The sequence below is a fragment of the Sandaracinaceae bacterium genome (assembly GCA_020633055.1).
In the GTDB taxonomy this organism is placed as follows: domain Bacteria; phylum Myxococcota_A; class Polyangia; order Polyangiales; family Houyiibacteriaceae; genus JADJJE01.
In genome coordinates this window covers 139,916-157,081 of record JACKEJ010000009.1, presented here as the reverse complement: position 1 = coordinate 157,081, position 17,166 = coordinate 139,916, and the positions used below count along the sequence as shown (strand labels likewise).

General features: G+C 70.1%; 2 protein-coding genes, 2 tRNA genes and 1 rRNA gene. All 5 read right to left on the bottom strand.

Annotated elements, in window-relative coordinates:
• Positions 1–154 precede the first annotated feature (154 nt).
• Positions 155–230 (bottom strand) — tRNA-Ala (locus H6726_20730).
• Between the two features lie 51 nt (positions 231–281).
• Positions 282–355, bottom strand: a tRNA-Ile gene (locus H6726_20725).
• 331 nt (positions 356–686) lie between these two features.
• A 16S ribosomal RNA gene (locus tag H6726_20720) occupies positions 687–2,248 on the bottom strand.
• Between the two features lie 377 nt (positions 2,249–2,625).
• Positions 2,626–10,341, bottom strand: coding sequence for a 1-acyl-sn-glycerol-3-phosphate acyltransferase (locus H6726_20715; GenBank protein MCB9660085.1), 7,716 nt, complete (start codon positions 10,339–10,341; stop codon positions 2,626–2,628).
• 41 nt (positions 10,342–10,382) lie between these two features.
• Positions 10,383–17,165 (bottom strand): SDR family oxidoreductase, encoded by a 6,783-nt coding sequence (locus H6726_20710; GenBank protein MCB9660084.1) that lies wholly within the window; start codon positions 17,163–17,165, stop codon positions 10,383–10,385.
• Between the last annotated feature and the right edge of the window lies 1 nt (position 17,166).

The following is a 17,166-nucleotide window of genomic DNA, read 5'->3' as shown; positions in this document are numbered from 1 at the left end:
GAAAGGAATTTCTAATCATGAGCTCTCTTTCCACTTTCGTGAAATGAGTTCTCTCCATCCTATTCTGTTGTCAAAGATACACGCGAGAGAGCGGACTCTCTCGATTCTGAGCACCTTCGCAAAGGTGCGCAGAAGCAAACGAATCCAGAAACCGTGGTGGAGCTGATCGGGTTCGAACCGATGACCCCCGGCTTGCAAAGCCGGTGCTCTCCCAACTGAGCTACAACCCCTGCTGGGTCTGATGTACTTCTCGCCGCCTCGCTCTCGAGGGAGGGAAGTAGTGGGGCACGCTAGACTCGAACTAGCGACCTCACCCTTATCAGGGGTGCGCTCTAACCACCTGAGCTAGTGCCCCGGGGAAACCGGTGAGACGGGCGCCATAGCGGCTTACGTCCTCGGTCGCTCCCTGCGAGGTAGCTCCGCTACCTCTCAGTCGCTCCCTGTGGGCGCGCTCGCTCTGGCATCCCGTCTCACCGGTTTCCCGGCAACGTGATGGTTCAGAGAGCAAACGCCCGGACGGGCTACCTGGGATGCCACCTCGTGGTGGTTTCAGGATTCTCTCGCGTGTTGTCAACGAGCGGAGCGTTCGGCTTGCGCGGAACGCTGTCGGTCGCTGAAAACTGAAACGGAAACTACTCTTTGCGCGGGTTTGACCGAGCTGACTTCCGAAGAAGTCGATGCTCCTTAGAAAGGAGGTGATCCAGCCGCAGGTTCCCCTACGGCTACCTTGTTACGACTTCACCCCAGTTACCAAGCACTCCTTGGGGACCTGCCTCCCTTGCGGGTTAGCGCAGCCACTTCTGGAGCACTCGACTCCCATGGTGTGACGGGCGGTGTGTACAAGGCCCGGGAACGTATTCACCGTCGCCTGCTGATCGACGATTACTAGCGATTCCGCCTTCATGCAGTCGAGTTGCAGACTGCAATCCGTACTGAGGCCGGCTTTTTGCGATTCGCTCCCCCTCGCGGGCTCGCTGCGCTTTGTACCGACCATTGTAGCACGTGTGTAGCCCCAGACATAAGGGCCATGAGGACTTGACGTCATCCCCACCTTCCTCCGGGTTAACCCCGGCAGTCTCATTAGAGTGCTCGGCCGAACCGTTAGCAACTAATGACAAGGGTTGCGCTCGTTGCGGGACTTAACCCAACATCTCACGACACGAGCTGACGACAGCCATGCAGCACCTGGATTAGAGCTCCCCGAAGGGCACCCCCGTATTTCTACAGGGTTCTCTACTTTTCTAGCCTGGGTAAGGTTCTGCGCGTTGCGTCGAATTAAACCACATGCTCCACCGCTTGTGCGGGCCCCCGTCAATTCCTTTGAGTTTTAGCCTTGCGGCCGTACTCCCCAGGCGGTGTGCTTAACGCGTTAGCTACGGCACCGCAGAAGTCAAATCCCGCGACACCTAGCACACATCGTTTACAGCGTGGACTACCAGGGTATCTAATCCTGTTTGCTCCCCACGCTTTCGCGTCTCAGCGTCAGTAAGTGTCCAGAAAGCCGCCTTCGCCACTGGTATTCCTCCCGATATCTACGAATTTCACCTCTACACCGGGAATTCTACTTTCCTCTCCACTACTCTAGACATGGAGTTTCGAACGCAGTTCCTGGGTTGAGCCCAGGGATTTCACGTCCGACTTTCATGCCCGCCTACACGCGCTTTACGCCCAGTAAATCCGAGCAACGTTTGCACCCTCTGTATTACCGCGGCTGCTGGCACAGAGTTAGCCGGTGCTTGCTAAAGAGGTACCGTCAAGCCTGGAGCCTATTCGAAACCAGGGTTTTCGTCCCTCTCCACAGAGCTTTACGACCCGAGGGCCTTCATCACTCACGCGGCGTGGCTGGGTCAGGCTTTCGCCCATTGCCCAATATTCCTCACTGCTGCCTCCCGTAGGAGTCTGGCCCGTGTTCCAGTGCCAGTGTGGCTGATCATTCTCTCAAACCAGCTACCCGTCTTCGCCTTGGTAGGCCATTACCCTACCAACTAGCTGATGGGACGCAGGCTCATCCTCCGGTGGTAGCTTTCAAGAAGAGGCCACCTTTTCCCACTGCCCCCGAAGAGGCCGTGGTCTTATGCGGTATTAGCGCTCCTTTCGGAACGTTATCCCCCGCCAAAGGGTAGATTACCTACGTGTTACTCACCCGTGCGCCACTCTACTCAGTCCGAAGACCTTTCGCGTTCGACTTGCATGTGTTAGGCCCGCCGCTAACGTTCGCTCTGAGCCAGGATCAAACTCTCCAGTTAAAACTGTTGAGCATCCTGTCGGGACACCTCAAAGATGTGCCCCTTGGTTGCTGCTTTGCAACAACCCTCTCGGATACGGTTCTTATTACCTTGTCGACTCTCGCCGACTTGGGACCCGCGCAAATTTGCGAGTAGTTCCGATTCAGTTTTCAACGACCGACTTGGTTGGCCCGCTCCTTGGAGCGAACCGGGGGACGGATGTTTTAGTCTCCGTTGCGAGGAAGGTCAAGGACTTTCCTTGCTGAGCCGTTCCGGGCTCACCCGCTCGGCCCCGTGGGGCCCGATTGGGAGGCGCAACTTAGCGTGCTGGGGGGGGGAGTCAAGCTCGGTGTGAGGATTTCTCACCGATAGCCCTAAGTTGCGGCGATTGCGGGTGTTTTTAGCCCGCTCTCCCGTACAGCAAGCGGGCGAGACCGAGCAGGAATGGCCCCTCGGCGCCCCCAACACGCGCCGCGTCGTCGAACGTCGCCGCGGCGCACATCGCGCGCAGCGGCGAATTCGCGGGGGCGAACTGCGCGACGGCGTTCATGAGGGTCTGGTAGGGGGCCACGACGCCGTCGCGCACGGGACCCTCGAGCGGCTCTGGCCGCGACGGTTCCTCGCTCTCGAGGGCGGGCCCCAGCGTATTGATGGCGGACAGGATGCGCTCCGTGCGCGCCTTGTAGGTCAGGCTGCGGAGCTCGTCCGGCGCGATGGGTGCGCCCATGTGGTAGGCCTGTCTGCCGAGCCCCACCGGGAACTCGAGCCGCTCGGGGGCGGCATCGAGTGGCAAGCCGTGGGCGAAGCGGACCGGCACGACAGGCACGTTCGCGGCCAACGCGAGGTCGACGAAGACCCCGCTCATGGTCGCGACGGGGTGGCGAGCCTGCAGCGCACGTGTGCCTTCCACATGGACCATCAGGCTCTTGCGCTCGCCTTGGATGCCGTCGCGCAGCCCCGCCACGATGCGGGGGAGCGACGCCGGGTCGTCCCGCTGGAAGTGCGCGATCACCCCGGGGTCGCGCGCGCCGGGGTAGGTGAAGCAGTGCGCGATGAGCCGGCCCAGCCACGACTCCCGATGCTCCACCTTGGCCAGCGTCAGGCTGGGCACGCCCTGGAGAGCACCCGCGAGGATGGAGAAGATCAGCGACTCGATGCCGGTCTGGTGGTTGGCCAGGTACAGCACCGGCTGGCCGTGGTGCGCGGCGTGAGCGGCAGGGTCCTCGACGCTCACCGACGAAACAAAGCGCTCCAGCAGGGCGAAGTAGAGGTGCTCCACGGACCAGTCGGCGAGCCCGAACCAGCTGCGCCAGAAGCTGCGCACGGGTGTGAAGTCGAGCGCGGGCGGCCCCGCGTCCGAGACGGCAAAGGAGCCCTGCTCAGCGCGCACGGAGAGCGGGTAGCGCGTGACGGGCGCCGTGGCCGCGAAGCCTGCGTCTCCCACGAGCGTGACACGACAAGGGTGGTCGCCTGCGAGGCGAGCCACGTGGTCCTTGCTGGCGATCTCACGCGCGCCCTGCCCTGCCGTCAGCGCGTACACGGACGCGACGGTACCCGGCAGCCAGTCGGAGCCGCGCACGTCCTCCTCGTGGCAGCGAGTGACTCCGTCCACCGTGCGGCTCAGGCCGAGCCCCCCCTGGTAGAGCCGGTCGCGCAGGAAGCGGCGACGGGTCTCCCCATCCACCGAACCCAGCGGCCCCTTGGGGAGCAGGATCTCACGCAGGATCGCGTCCACCAACACGGCGCCGGACTCGTCGAACGCCATGATGAGCGTCCGCGGGAAGCGCTTCGGAGCATCGTCCGCTGCGAAGTCGAGCGCGCGCACCTCGACGCGGACAGGGCCGCTCGGCAGCGCAGCGTGGAGCCGGAAGTGCTCGAGCCCGTAGGGGTATGCGACGGCGTCCGTGGGCACGCTCGGGTGCCAGTGGAACAGCGCGTCGTGCGGGATGCCGTGTGTGAGCGCGTCCAGCAGACCCTGGTTCGTCGCGCCCGGAGGCACCGTCCCGCGAGCAGCGTCCAGCCACGTCGTGGCGCCGTTGGAGCCGAGGTCCCACGAGAGCAGGTACTGGAACGCGGGGCCATGGAAGAGCGTGCCCGTGGCGTACGGGTCCGGCATGCGCCGCGCGTCGCGCAGCGGGGCCAGCTCGGGGAGCGGCGGGGCGCTCTCGTGTGACGCGGGGACATGCGCGCTGGCGACGGGCTCGAAGCGCGAGAGGCGCGCGTCACGGGCCTCGCGGAACATCGCGAGTCGCACCCTGTCGCCTTCGCGCTCGACACGTACCCGGGGCGGCGCGCTCTCGGGCGTGGGCAGCCAGCGGTGCACCTGCACGTCGGTGAGGAGCAGCGCGCCGGTGGCGCCGACCAGGCGGTCCACCATGGACATCATCGGGAGCGCCGGAACGGTGAACGTGGGCTGGTGATCCCCCAGCCAGCTAAGCGCTTTTGGGTCGAGGGTTTCCTCGGGGCTCGAATCCTTGCCGGGCGTGGGCTGCTGTGCGCTACCCGCCGGGACGATGCGCATGCCGATGCTGGGCGCCTCGTAGATGCGCTTTCCGTCCACCCAGAGCGAGGCTTTCGCGATGGCGAAGGGCGCGCCGTCGGGGTCGGTGCCGACCTCGGTGATCTCCATGGTGCTGCCGATGACCTTGTTGGTCGGCACCACCTGGCCGCGGTACTTCCAGCTGTGCTGGTGCCCGATGGCGATGGGCTCGAAGCGCGGGTTCTCGACAGAACGCCCCATGTCCTGCTCGAGCATGTGGAACTGCAGCAGCTGCAGCATGGCCTCGATGCCGAGAGAGCCTGGCTGGACGGGGTCCTGGAAAAAGTGGGCCTTGAAGAACCACTCGTCGGGGTCGACGTACTTCTCGGCGCGCAGCGTGCCGAGGCCCGCCTTGCCGCCCTGCGGGTCGTAGTGCGTCACGCGGTCCAGCATGAGCAGCATCGGGTTCGCGAGCCGGAGCGCGCCGCTGCCGCAGCGGCTGCGGTCCTGCGTGAAGTCGACGTCGACGTTGCTCGGCGCGTCCATCAACGCGCGGTGCTCGGGGGTGATGGGCAGGCCCACCTGGTTCACGAACGCGGCCTTCGGGAAGAAGCCGAAGACCGTCTCGAGCTCGTAGCACTCGACGTCTCCGATGAAGCAGCGCACCGAGAAGGACTCGATGATCATCCCCGCGGACTGCGAGATGTTGGTGATCTTCACGACCGTGCGGAACGTGCCCGAGCCGGGCAGCACCTCGGCCTTGATGGTGGCCTTGCCGTCCAAGTTGCGGAACAGCAGGTCTTCCTCGGTGGTGAGCGCGCTACCGACGAAGCTCGCGAGCCAGCCGCAGGGCTGCAGCGCCGCCTCGAGGAACACGCAGAACGGCATGGTGGGCGCGCCGTTCTCGCGGAAGTACCACTCGTCGTCCGGGAAGTCGTACTCGATCTCGATCACCGCGCCGGCCTTCACCACGCCGATGTCGCCGTCCACGCGCGTGACGCGGGTCATGAAGTGGTACGGAGGGCCGGGCAGGCGCGCGACGCGGCGCGTACCGTCGAACACGCGGTACATCTCGCCGAACGCGTCGGAGGGCTTGCCCCAAGCGCACGCGAGGAGGGACGCGTAGTCGAACGAGAAGCCATTGGCGCTGGCGACGGGCTTGGCCTCGACGTAGTCGCGCAACAGCTCGGGCATGCTGGTGATGGGCCAGTCCGGAACCAAGCGCAGGCCCATGCGTCGGGCGTGGAACGCGCCCAGGCCGTCGATGGTGCAGAGCAGATCGGCGTAGAGCGTGGGGGCCGGGCCATCGTGCACCTCCTCGACGAAGATCTCGTACACGAGCTCCTTCGAGCTGGGCAGCACCTGGCCGCGGCAGAGCAGCTTGAAGGCCTCTTCCGGGACGGGCTCGAAGCGCCATCCGTCGCGGTCCACCGTGTAGCCCATCGCGGCCAGGTAGAAGCCCATCATCTGCAGGCAGCCCTCGAACATGAGCGTGCCCGGCATGCACGGGTCGTTCTTGAAGTGGCCGTCGAAGAACCAGTCGGTCGGCGCGATGGCCTGCGTGGCGCGCAGGTAGCCGCGCTTCCACGGGCCACCCTGCGGATCGAAGTGCGTGACCTCGTCCAGGAAGAGCATGTCGCCCGCCTGGACCTTCGGCGTGCGGTTGTGCGTGAGCAGGCGCTCGTAGCCCTGGCCGAAGCAGGCGTAGGCGTTGCCCTCGCTGAACGCGCGGACCTGCTCGCCGCTGAACGAACGTGCCGGGCTCGGGACCTCGGGGGCGTCGACGCGCGCCTTGTCGGCGGGGACGATCTTCTGCTCGTGGGGCTTCCACAGGATGCCTGCGGAGTCGGCGAGCTCCTGGGTGGTGAAGAAGCCGGCCTGGCCCTGGCGCACGCTCAGCGCGGGGCGCTCGTTGCCCTGTGCGTCGCGCAGCACGCAGTCGTAGTGGAAGAAGAAGAGGCGGACGTCGCCCTGGTTGGCGTGTCCGTCGACGTCGATCTCGTAGCGCAGCGTCTCACCCGGCTTGGGGAGCGAGCCGTGGTAGGTGAGCTCGCAGCCGAGTAGGCGGTAGGCGCGCTCGCCGCGGTTGAGGAAGTCGACGCCGAGGTAGCTGATGAGGAAGAGGTCGGCCTGACCCGACTCGATCATGATGCCGGCGGGCATGTAGCCCTGGTTCAGCCACCACGAGTCCTCACGGACGTCGGTCTCGGTCCAGACGGTGCCCTTCTTCATGCTGCCGGGCTCTGCGTCGATGCCCGTCACGCGGTCGGCGAGCAGGAGCGGCGGTTCGGGCATGCGCACCTGCACGCTGTGCACGTCCTGCTGGGCAAAGAGCGGGCCGAAGATCTCGGAGATGCGCCCCCCGGCGTGCACCTCGAGGGCCGCACGATCGAACGAGGGACCGGTGGGCGTGCGCAGCAGCGAGACTCCGCGTGCGGGCTCCGCCGCACGTGCGGGGGTGGCGGCAGGCTTGGCGGCACTGGCGCCGTTCGCCTGAGGCGTGCGCGGAGCCGGAGCGGAGTTCGGGGGTGCATGCGGGGCCGCTGGCGCGGGACGTGCCGCGGACGCAGACGCGACGGGCACTGGAGCGTGCACCGAGGCCGACGCGGGCGCGGGCGGTACAACGGGCTGCGATGCGGCAGGGACTGATGCGGGCGCCGCAGCGGGCGCTGCGTACGCGGGGGTCTGCGCGGGTGCGGGCGCGGCGGCCTGCGAGACCGGATGAGCGAGAGCCGGACTGGCGACCGGCGCGGGCGGCCAGGCTTGCACGGGTGCCTGTGCGCCTGGGACGAAGCCCGCCTGCACGAGCCCGACCAGCGCGTGCTGCCGAAGCGCGAGGAACTGCTGATGCAGCGCGGCCTGCTGCGCGACGAACTGCTGGTGGATGGCGGCCACGTGCTGCGGGTGCGCCGCGAACAAGCCGACCTGCGAAGCGCCAGGCTGGGCGAACGCCGCGGGCGCGGGCTGCGACGCGAAGACCTGCGCGACGGGGCTCGGAGGCACGTGAGCGGCCGGGACGGGAACGGAGGCCGCGTGACTCGAGACCACGGCGCTCGGAGCCGCATGACCGGGTCCCGCATGCGTCGGAACCACGGTCACCGGCGCGGCCGGAACGGGAGCTGGGGCGGGACTCGCGGCCACAGGAGCCTGGGCCACGGGGGCGACGCTGAGCGGTCGCGGAGCCGGCGCGGAGACGCTGGGCAAGGGAGGCGCTTTGGACATGTTCTGCATGGCGGAGTCCTTCGCTCGCGAGGGGGCGGCGGGGTCGGGGAGCAGCCGAGGAATGCTCGGGAGGTGAGCGCGCAGCGTGAGCTGAGGGCCGGAGACGGGCGGAGGGACGAGGGCCGCGGCGGTGGCGTCGGCGGCGTCTCCCGGAGCGACGTGAACGCGCGCGGAGGCTCCCAGGAGCGCGGTGAGGGAGACGTCACCGGCGCGACCGGTGGCGCGCGCGTGCAGCGCTGCGACGGCGACGTCGAGCAACCCCTGCGCGGCGTGCGCGTGCCCGAAGAGCGGGTGAGCGCGCGGGGCGTCGAGCTCCGCGACGGGAGATGCGGTGTGCACGTCGAGCCGCGCGACGATGGGCAGCCCGGCAGCGCGAGCGTCAGCCTCTCGCATCAGCGCCACGACGACGGCCGCGTCACCCGCCGCGTGCGCCTGTCCGCTCACCGCAGCGAGCGCAGCTTCGTGCACGGGCTCGTGGCTGAGGTCCACCGCGCCCACGAGGGCCAGGTCCAGCTCGCCGGCTCGCAGCATGCGAGCGCCCACCTCGAGGGCTCGGATGCCCGAGAGTTCCTCGGCGCTGAGGGCGAAGCCGGGACCGCGGGCGTCGAGCTGTCCGCTCAGGCGGTTGGCTGGGATGTTGGGCATGGTGCCGAGCACGCCGGCAGCCTCGAGCACCGGCGTGATGGACTCTTGCGCAGCGTGCACGCGCTCGGCCGACCAGCCGAGGGCAGCGCCCCACTCCGCCATGCGCCAACGCGCCCCATAGCGCGCGACCTCGGCGTCGCACTGGCAGCCGATCAGCACGCCCACCCGGGTGGCGTCGGACACGTGCGCTTCGACGTGCGACCAGGCCTCGCGTGCCGCCGCGAGCAGCAGGGTCTGCTGGGCGAGCGTGGCTTCGAGATCCCGGGGGGGCGTGCGCAGGCCCGCGAGCCCGATGCAGACTTCCTCGGCACGGGAACGACGAGGTCGGCGCGCTTCGACGTCGGAGGCCAGGTCGGCCGCGGACGTTCCGTCACCGACGCGCGCTCCCAACGCGACCAGTGCGAGTGGGTCACGAGAAGGCGCGGGACGCACCACCTGCCGGAGCAGCGCCTGCGCCTCGGCGGGGCGGAACTCCTCGACGATGACGTGCGCGTTGTTGCCCCCGAAGCCGAACGCGCTCACGCCAGCGAGGCGCGGCCCGTTGGCGTGCCACGGCTCCCGGCGCGCGAGCACGGCGAAGGGCGTGCCCCCCAGCGCCGGGTGCGGCTCGTCCACGTGGGGCGTAGGCGGGAGCTCGCCGCGCCGCATGGCCTCGACCACCTTGATGACGCCGGCGACGCCCGCGACCGTGATGAGGTGCCCGGTGTTGGCCTTGAGCGAGCCGATGCCCACGCGCGCAGCGCCCGCGAAGATCTCGGACATGCTCGCGATCTCGGTCGCGTCACCCACCTTGGTGCCGGTGGCGTGGCACTCGACGTACTGCACCTGCCGCGGGTCGATACCCGCGCCCTCGTAGGCCGTCCGCATGGCGCGCACTTGCCCTTCGGAGCTGGGCGCCAGCATGCCGCGCCCGCGCCCGTCGTTGGACAGGCCTGCGCCACGGATGATGCCGAGGATGGGACGGCCGTGCGCGAGCGCGTCCTCGAGGCGCTCGAGCACGACGAACGCCGCGCCCTCGCCCGGCACGAGCCCATCGGCCTGCGCATGGAAGGGGCGGCTCTGGCCGGTGGGGCTCTGCGCGCCCAGCGCCGTGAAGCCCACGTGGATGAAGAGGTCGTCGGCGCGGTTGACGGCGCCCGCCAACATGCGGTCGGCGCGACCGTCGTGCAGCGCGTCACAGGCCAGCTTGATGGCGTAGAGCGACGAGGCGCAGGCAGCGTCGAGCGCAAACGCCTCCACGCCCAGCCCGAGCGCCTGCGCCAAGAGGTGCGCCGGCAGACCGCTCATGAAGCGGTTGCGTGCGTCTACGGGTGCGCGCCCGACCGCGGCCGTGAGCTCCGGGAAGTGCTGCTGCTCGACGAAGCGCGACATGGCGTCGCTCGGGAACGAGAGGTTGCCGAAGATGGCGCCCGTGCGCGCCTGAGACTCGCCCGCCACCTGGGCGCTACGGAGTGCTTCCCGCGCCGTGTGCAGCACCCACAGGTAGAGCGGGTCGAGCCCCTGCAGCGCTTGCGGTGACAGCGCGAATCCCGTCGGGTCGAAGCGCTGCTCGAAGCCGCTCACGTAGCCGCCGCGATCCGAATACGCTCGGTCCGCCGTGGAGCCACCAGGCACGACCAGCGCGCGCTCGGGGGCCAGCTCCCAGCGCCCCGCGGGTGCGCGCGAGAGGAGGTCGCGCCCTTCCAGCACGGCCTCGATCAGGCTGTTCGGGTCGAGCGCGCCGGGCAGTACGCAGGACTGCCCGACGATGGCGATGGGAGAGAACGGCATGGAGCCTTGACCTCGTGGGTGAGACGGGCGCACCGCGCCGCTCAGGGGAGCACGTGCGTCTCGACGCCCTCGAGGGAGGCGACCAGCTCGCCCCCCGCGTCGACGAACGAGACGTCGGTCACCGCGCGGGCGTCCGTCGCCGAGCGCGCGTGCAGCGTGGCCCGCAGCTCACCCGCGGGGGCGCCGGGCTTGTAGACGTGGAGCGCGCCGAGGCCGGTCGGGAGCGAGGCACGCCCGAGGGCGTGCTCCGTCCACAGCAGCGCGAGCTGCAGGCCGCCGTCGAGCAGCGCCGGGTCGGTCTGCCACGCGTCGGGGCGCCAGGCCTTCTCGTGCGTGCCCACGAGGGACGCGGAGAGACCGTCGGTGCCGACCTGGACGTCGCGCACCACGCGGAAGTCCTCGCCGTGGAAGAGCACGCCGCTGCCGTCCTCCGAGTAGACGCTGGCGCGGATGGGGCCGAGACCCTGCGGGGGCGCCTTGAGCGGCGTGGGCGTGGGGCGCTGCGGCTCAAGCACCGCCGTGGCGCTGTAGTGGCGCGTCCCCAAAGCCGAGCGCAGCTCGAGCGCGTAGAGCGCACCCGCGCCGTTGCTGAGCTTGCGCGCGTGCACCTCGAAGCGGTCGCCCGGGCCGTCGAAGCCCGGCAGCGTGATGCCCTTCAGCACCTTCACGTCGCGGCAACCCGCGAACACGAGCTCTGGACAGACCGCACGCGCAGCCCGCGCGAACCACTCCAGCACGAGCACCACGGGGACCACCGCGTTGCCCTTCACGCGGTGGTGGTCGAGGTAGGCGTGGGTCGAGCGGTGGACCCGCAGGTCGAACACGCGATCCTGCTCGGAGCTACCCGGCTCGAGCAGCGACTCGGGCCGCGGCTGACCGCCGAGGACGATCTCGACGTTGTCGGTGGGGGTGCTGAGGCGCAGCTCGTCCACCAGCATGGCGGCACCGACCTCGAGCGGGATGAGCGGCACGCCGAGCGCGTCGAAGTGGGCCTTGAGCTCGGGCGTGACCATGCCGCCCTCCCACGGGCCCCAGTTGAGCGACTTCACGCTCAGCGCGTCGCCGCGGCGGAGCTTCTCGAGCGCGGCCACCTTGTTGAGCGTCTCGTTGGCCATGGCGTAGTCGCACTGCCCCTGGTTGCCGCAGCGGCCGGCCACCGACGAGAACATCACGAGCGCCTTGAGCGGGTCGCGGCGGGTGGCGCTCAGGAGCACGCGCAGGCCGTCCACCTTGGTGCGGAAGACACGCTCGAACTGCTCGACCGTCTTGTCTTCGATGCGCTTGTCGGCGAGCAGACCCGCGCCGTGGACGACCGCCGTGACGGGGCCCCAGTCGGCGCGAACGGCCTCGAGGGCCTGGGCGATGCCGGCCTCGTCCAGGACGTCGACCGGGACGTAGCGGGCAAGGCCGCCGGCGGCCTCGATGTCGGCCAGGGTCTGCTGCACCTCGCGCGCGCCGCGGATGGCGGACACGCGCTGGCCGAGCGCCTGGGGGGTGATGGCCTCACCGCGCGCCTTCGCGTCGCCGAGCAGGGCGCGCTTGAGCTCTGCGTCGGCCGTGAGGCCGTGCACGCAGGCGGGCTCGGGGTCGAGGGGACTGCGCCCGAGCAGCACGAAGCGCGCGCAGGTCTTCTGCGCCAGCGCGACCAGCGTGCGTGCCGTGACGCCGCGTGCGCCGCCCGACGCGAGCACCACGTCGGTGGGCCCGAGACGCGGTGCGGGGTCGGCGTCGCGCGCGAGTTCCTCGCGGTAGCTCTCGAGCGTGCGACGACGCTCGCTGCCGGCGGGGCTGAGCGCCACCTCCAACTCGAGGCCACCGCTCAGCAGCTCGTCGCTCAGGAGCGACGCGAGCTGGGGCACGTCGAGGTCGCCCCGGTCCACGTCGATCGCGCGGGCGCCGACCTGCGGCCACTCGAGCGCGGCCGTCTTCACGAGGCCGGGCAGGCCCCCGAGCCAGGCGCGGGTCGAGCCCGCGAGGCCAAAGTCGCCGCCCGTGTCCTGGACGGTCACGAACACGACCGGCCCCTGGTTGGCGCGGGGCGCGAGCTGCTTGGCCGCCAGGAACGCCTCGCGCTGCACACGGAGCGCGGCGTCGATGTCGGTCACGTCCGCGAGCCCGCCGAGGAACACCACACCGTCCACGTCCGGTCCGAGGGCGCTCACGTCAGCCACCGCATGAGCGCGGACCCCTTGCGCGCCGAGCGACGCCGCGAGGGCCTCGGCGAGACCCGTTCCATCGGAGGTGATGGCGAGCGACTGCACGCGATGGAGCCCCGGAAGCGCGAAGCCGAGGGCCGGCGCGCTCACCAGGCGGAGCGGAAAGCGACCCACCTGGGACGCCGTCGACGCCGTGGGGGTCGGCGCCGTGGGCGCTGCGGTCGGGGCCGCGCTGGGGCCGCTGGTGTTTCCGCCGTTCATGTACGCGACGATCTCGCCCAGCGTGCGCAGCTTCGCCATCTCGCCCGCGTCCACGTCGGGCAGGCCGGGCTCGCGCTCGCGCATGGTGCTCAGGATCTCGACCCGCTTGATCGAGTCGACGCCCAGGTCCGCCTCGAGATCCATCTCGAGCCCGAGCATCTCCGTCGGGTAGCCCGTCTTCTCCGCCACCACCTGCAGCATCAGCGCGTGCAGGTCGCGACCCGGAGCCGCAGGCGCGGTCGGCGCGGCCGCCACAGGCGTCGCAGCAGCCGGCGCAACAGGCAGGCTGGCGCCCATGTACGCGACGATCTCGCCCAGCGTGCGCAGCTTCGCCATCTCACCGGCGTCCACGTCGGGCAGACCCGGCTCACGCTCGCGCATCGTGCTCAGGATCTCGACCCGCTTGATCGAGTCCACCCCGAGGTCCGCTTCGAGGTCCATCTCGAGCCCCAACATCTCCGTTGGGTAGCCCGTCTTGTCCGCCACCACCTGCAGCATCAACGCCTGCAAGTCGCGGCCGGGCGCTGCAGCCGCAACCGCAGCCACCGGGGACGGCGCGGAGGCTGCCGCTGGCGCGCCGGCGGCCGGGAGCGTTGCGCCCATGTACGCGACGATCTCGCCCAGCGTACGCAGCTTCGCCATCTCGCCGGCGTCCACGTCCGGCAGACCCGGCTCACGCTCGCGCATGGTGCTGAGGATCTCGACCCGCTTGATCGAGTCGACACCGAGATCGGCCTCGAGATCCATCTCGAGCCCCAGCATCTCTTCGGGGTACCCAGTCTTGTCCGCGACCACCTGCAGCATGAGGGCGTGCAGATTGGGACCCGTCTTGGCCGGGGCCTTGGCGGCCGCCGGCGCGGTCGGGGCCGCAACGGGCGCGCTGGGCGCCGGAGCTGCCGGCTTCGCCACGGGGGTGGGCGCGGCGACGACGGGTGCCGCGGGTTGGGCCGCGACGGGCGCAGGAGCCGCCGGGGGTACGTGCGCCGGGGCGGGCGCTGCAACCACAGTGGGCGCAGGCGTGGGGGCGGGCACCGCCGTGGGCACGGTCGCAGGCGCGTAAGCAACGGGCGTCGCAGGCGTCACGTGCATCGCCGGCGCGACGGAGGCAGCGACGGGCACGCTGGCCAGCGTGGTCATCCCGAACACGGAGCTCTGCGCCGACTGGAGGAACGCCGCGTGCGACTGCGACATGGCCGTCGCGAACGCGGCGTGCGCCTCGGCGGTCTGCTGCTGGATGGCCGCGTAGGCGGCGAGCCAATCCGTGTTCGGTGCAGCGGGCGCGAACACCGGCTGTGCGGGGCTCGCGGGCAGGGCCGCGGGCGCGGCGACGACGGGCGCCGGCGCGGAGACGACGGGAGCCGGCGCGGCGACGACGGGAGCCGGCTGGGCAGGTGCCGGGGCTGGAGCGGGCGCAGCCGCGCGCACTGGCGCCTGGGTGCTCACGGCGGGCGTCACGCTGGGCGTCGTCACGCTGGGAGCTGGGCGCGCGGCCGCAGGGACCGCCGCGACGGGCGCTGGGCGGCTCACCACGAGCGCGACCTCGGGGTTGGGCTTGGGCAGCGCCGCTGCGCCGCCCGGGGGCGGGTACGGCTTGTCGTAGTTCGAGCCGTTGAGCTTGAGCGCCATCTTGGGCTTGGTGCGCGCACGCGGGTCCTCGCTGACACGCAGGCCCAGGGACAGCGGTGCGAGCGACAGCGACACGCCCGCCGCGACGAGCTTCGCGAGGCCCACGAAGAGCGCCTCTTCGCCGTCCTTGCCCTTGCGGTCCAGCGCGAACGCGGCGTGCGGCACGTCGCCGAGGATGCGGCCCACGAGGCCGGTCAACACCGAGCCCGGGCCGACCTCGACGAAGGTGCGGCAGCCCGCGGCGTGCATGGCGCGCACCTGCTCGACGAAGCGCACGGGCTCCGCGATCTGCTGCCCGAGGATGGCGCGCGCGGCGCCCGCCTCGGCGGGGTAGGGGGCGGCCTCGGAGTTGGCGTACACGGGAACGCTTGGCGCACCGAACGCCACGTCCGCGAGGAACGCCTTGAACGGCACGGTGGAGGCCGACACGACCTTGCTGTGGAAGGCCGTGGCGACGCTCAGACGCGTGGCGCGCAGTCCGTCCGCCTTGAGCTTCGCCTCGACCGCGTCCACCGCGGCCGTCGGACCGGAGAGCACCACCTGCTCGGGCGCGTTGTGGTTGGCCACGACGACGTCTTCGCCGTACGCGGCGAGCTTCTCGCGCAGCACCTCGACCGTCGCCGTGACAGCCAGCATGGACCCCGGCGTCTGCGCCGCGTCACGCATGAGCTCGCCACGCTTGCGGGCGACGCGCAGCGCGTCCTCGTCGGAGATGGCCCCGGCCGCCGCCAGCGCCATGACCTCACCGAAGCTGTGGCCGCCCACCGCCGCGGGCGTCACGCCGAGCGCACGGAGCAGGCGCAGGAGACCCAGGCTGTGCGTGCCGATCGCGGGCTGGGCCCACTCGGTGGCGGTCAGCTTTGCGGCCGCAGCCTGTTGCTCGTCCGCCGTGAACTGCGTGCGCGGGAAGACCACGTGGTGCAGCGCCTCGTTCGCCAGCGAGAGCGACGCGGCGGTGTCCCACGCACTGCGTACCTCGTCGAACGCGAGGGCCTGCTCGCGGCCCATCTCGATGTACTGGCTGCCCTGACCGGGGAACAAGAACGCGACGTCACCCTGATGCGCCCCGACGCCGAACGACACGCCGCCCGGCAGGTCCGCTGGCGCGCCCTTGTCGGCCAGGTCCGCGGCCTTGGTGAGCTTGGCGGCGAGGTCTGCCTCGCTCTTGGCCACGACCGCGACGCGCGCGCCGCTGGCCGCCTGCGCGGCGTCGAACGCCTGCTGCGACGCCTGCGCCAAGAACGGCAACAGCCCGGGGTCCGTGCACGCCGCGACCTCGGCCGCGAGCGCGCGGCACTTCGCGGCCACGTCGGCTGCGCTCGCGCCCGTCACGACCACCAGCTCGCTCCCGAACGCGCGCGTGCGATCCTGACGCGCGCTGGGCCCGGTGTACTCCTCCATCGCAACGTGGAAGTTGCTACCGCCGAAGCCGAAGGAGCTGACCGACGCGCGCCGCGGGTGGTCGCTGCCGCGCACCCAGGGCCGCGCCTTGGTGGGCAGGTAGAAGGCGCTCTCCTCGAGCTTCAGCTTGGGGTTGGGCGCGTCCACCTTGGTGGTGGGGGGCAGCACCTTGTGGTGCAGCGCCAGCACGGCCTTGACCAGCCCCGCCGCGCCCGCCGCCGCCTTGGTGTGACCGATCTGCGACTTCACCGAGCCGAGCGCGCACCACTGCCGGTCCTCGCGGCCCGACTCGTTCCAGACGATGTCGAGGCCGCCGAACTCGGCCGCGTCACCCGCCTTGGTGCCCGTGCCGTGCGCCTCCACCAGCTCGACTGTCTCGGGGCCGTAGCCCGCCAGCTCGTACGCGCGACGCAGCGCGCGGGCCTGCCCCTCGGGGACGGGCGCGTAGACGCTCTTGCTGCGGCCGTCGCTGGACGTGCCCACGCCCGTGATCACGGCGTACACGCGGTCGCCATCACGCTCGGCGTCGGACAGGCGCTTGAGCGCCACCATCGCGATGCCCTCGCCCAGCATGGTGCCGTCGGCCTGGTCCGAGAACGGGCGACAGTCTCCCGACGGGCTCAGCGCGGGGGTCTTGCTGAAGCACATGTACATGAAGATGTCGTTCATCGTGTCGGCGCCGCCCGCGATGGCGAGGTCGCTGTCGCCGAGGCGCAGCTCGTTGACCGCCATCGAGAGCGCCGAGAACGTGCTGGCGCAGGCCGCGTCGGTGACGCAGTTGGTGCCGTGCAGGTCCAAGCGGTTCGCGATGCGCCCCGCCACGACGTTGCCCAACACGCCCGGGAAGGTGCTCTCCTGCCACGGCGTGTACTCCGCCGAGATGCGCGCGCACACGTCGTCGACCTTGCTCTCGGGCAGGCCCGCCTCGCGCAGCGCCTTGACCCACACAGGCCGCTGCAAGCGGCTGACCATCGAGCCGAGCAGCTCCTGCGCCGAGGTGACGCCGAGCATGATGCTCATCTTCTCGCGGTCCATGTCCTGGAACTGCCCGCGGGCGGCATCCTCCAGCACCTGCTTGGCCACGATGAGCGCCAGCAGCTGGTTGGTGTCCGTGGCCGGCACGATGTTGGGCGGCACACCCCACGCCATCGGGTCGAAGTCGACGTCCGGGAGGAACGCGCCGCGCTTGGCGTAGGTCTTGTCCGGCTTGCTGGGGTCGGGATCGTAGTAGTCCTCGATCAGCCAGTGCGACGCGGGCACGTCGGTGATGAGGTCCTTCCCCGAGAGGATGTCACGCCAGAAGCCGTCGGCGCTGATGGAACCGGGCATCAGCGAGCTGACGCCGACGATCGCGATGGGACACGAGTTGTTCTTGGTCATG

What these genes read in the sequence shown, in the direction of transcription:
- H6726_20715 (MCB9660085.1), bottom strand. Translation starts at nt 10,341, where the DNA reads ATGCCGTTCTCTCCCATCGCCATCGTCGGGCAGTCCTGCGTACTGCCC.
- H6726_20710 (MCB9660084.1), bottom strand. Translation starts at nt 17,165, where the DNA reads ATGACCAAGAACAACTCGTGTCCCATCGCGATCGTCGGCGTCAGCTCG.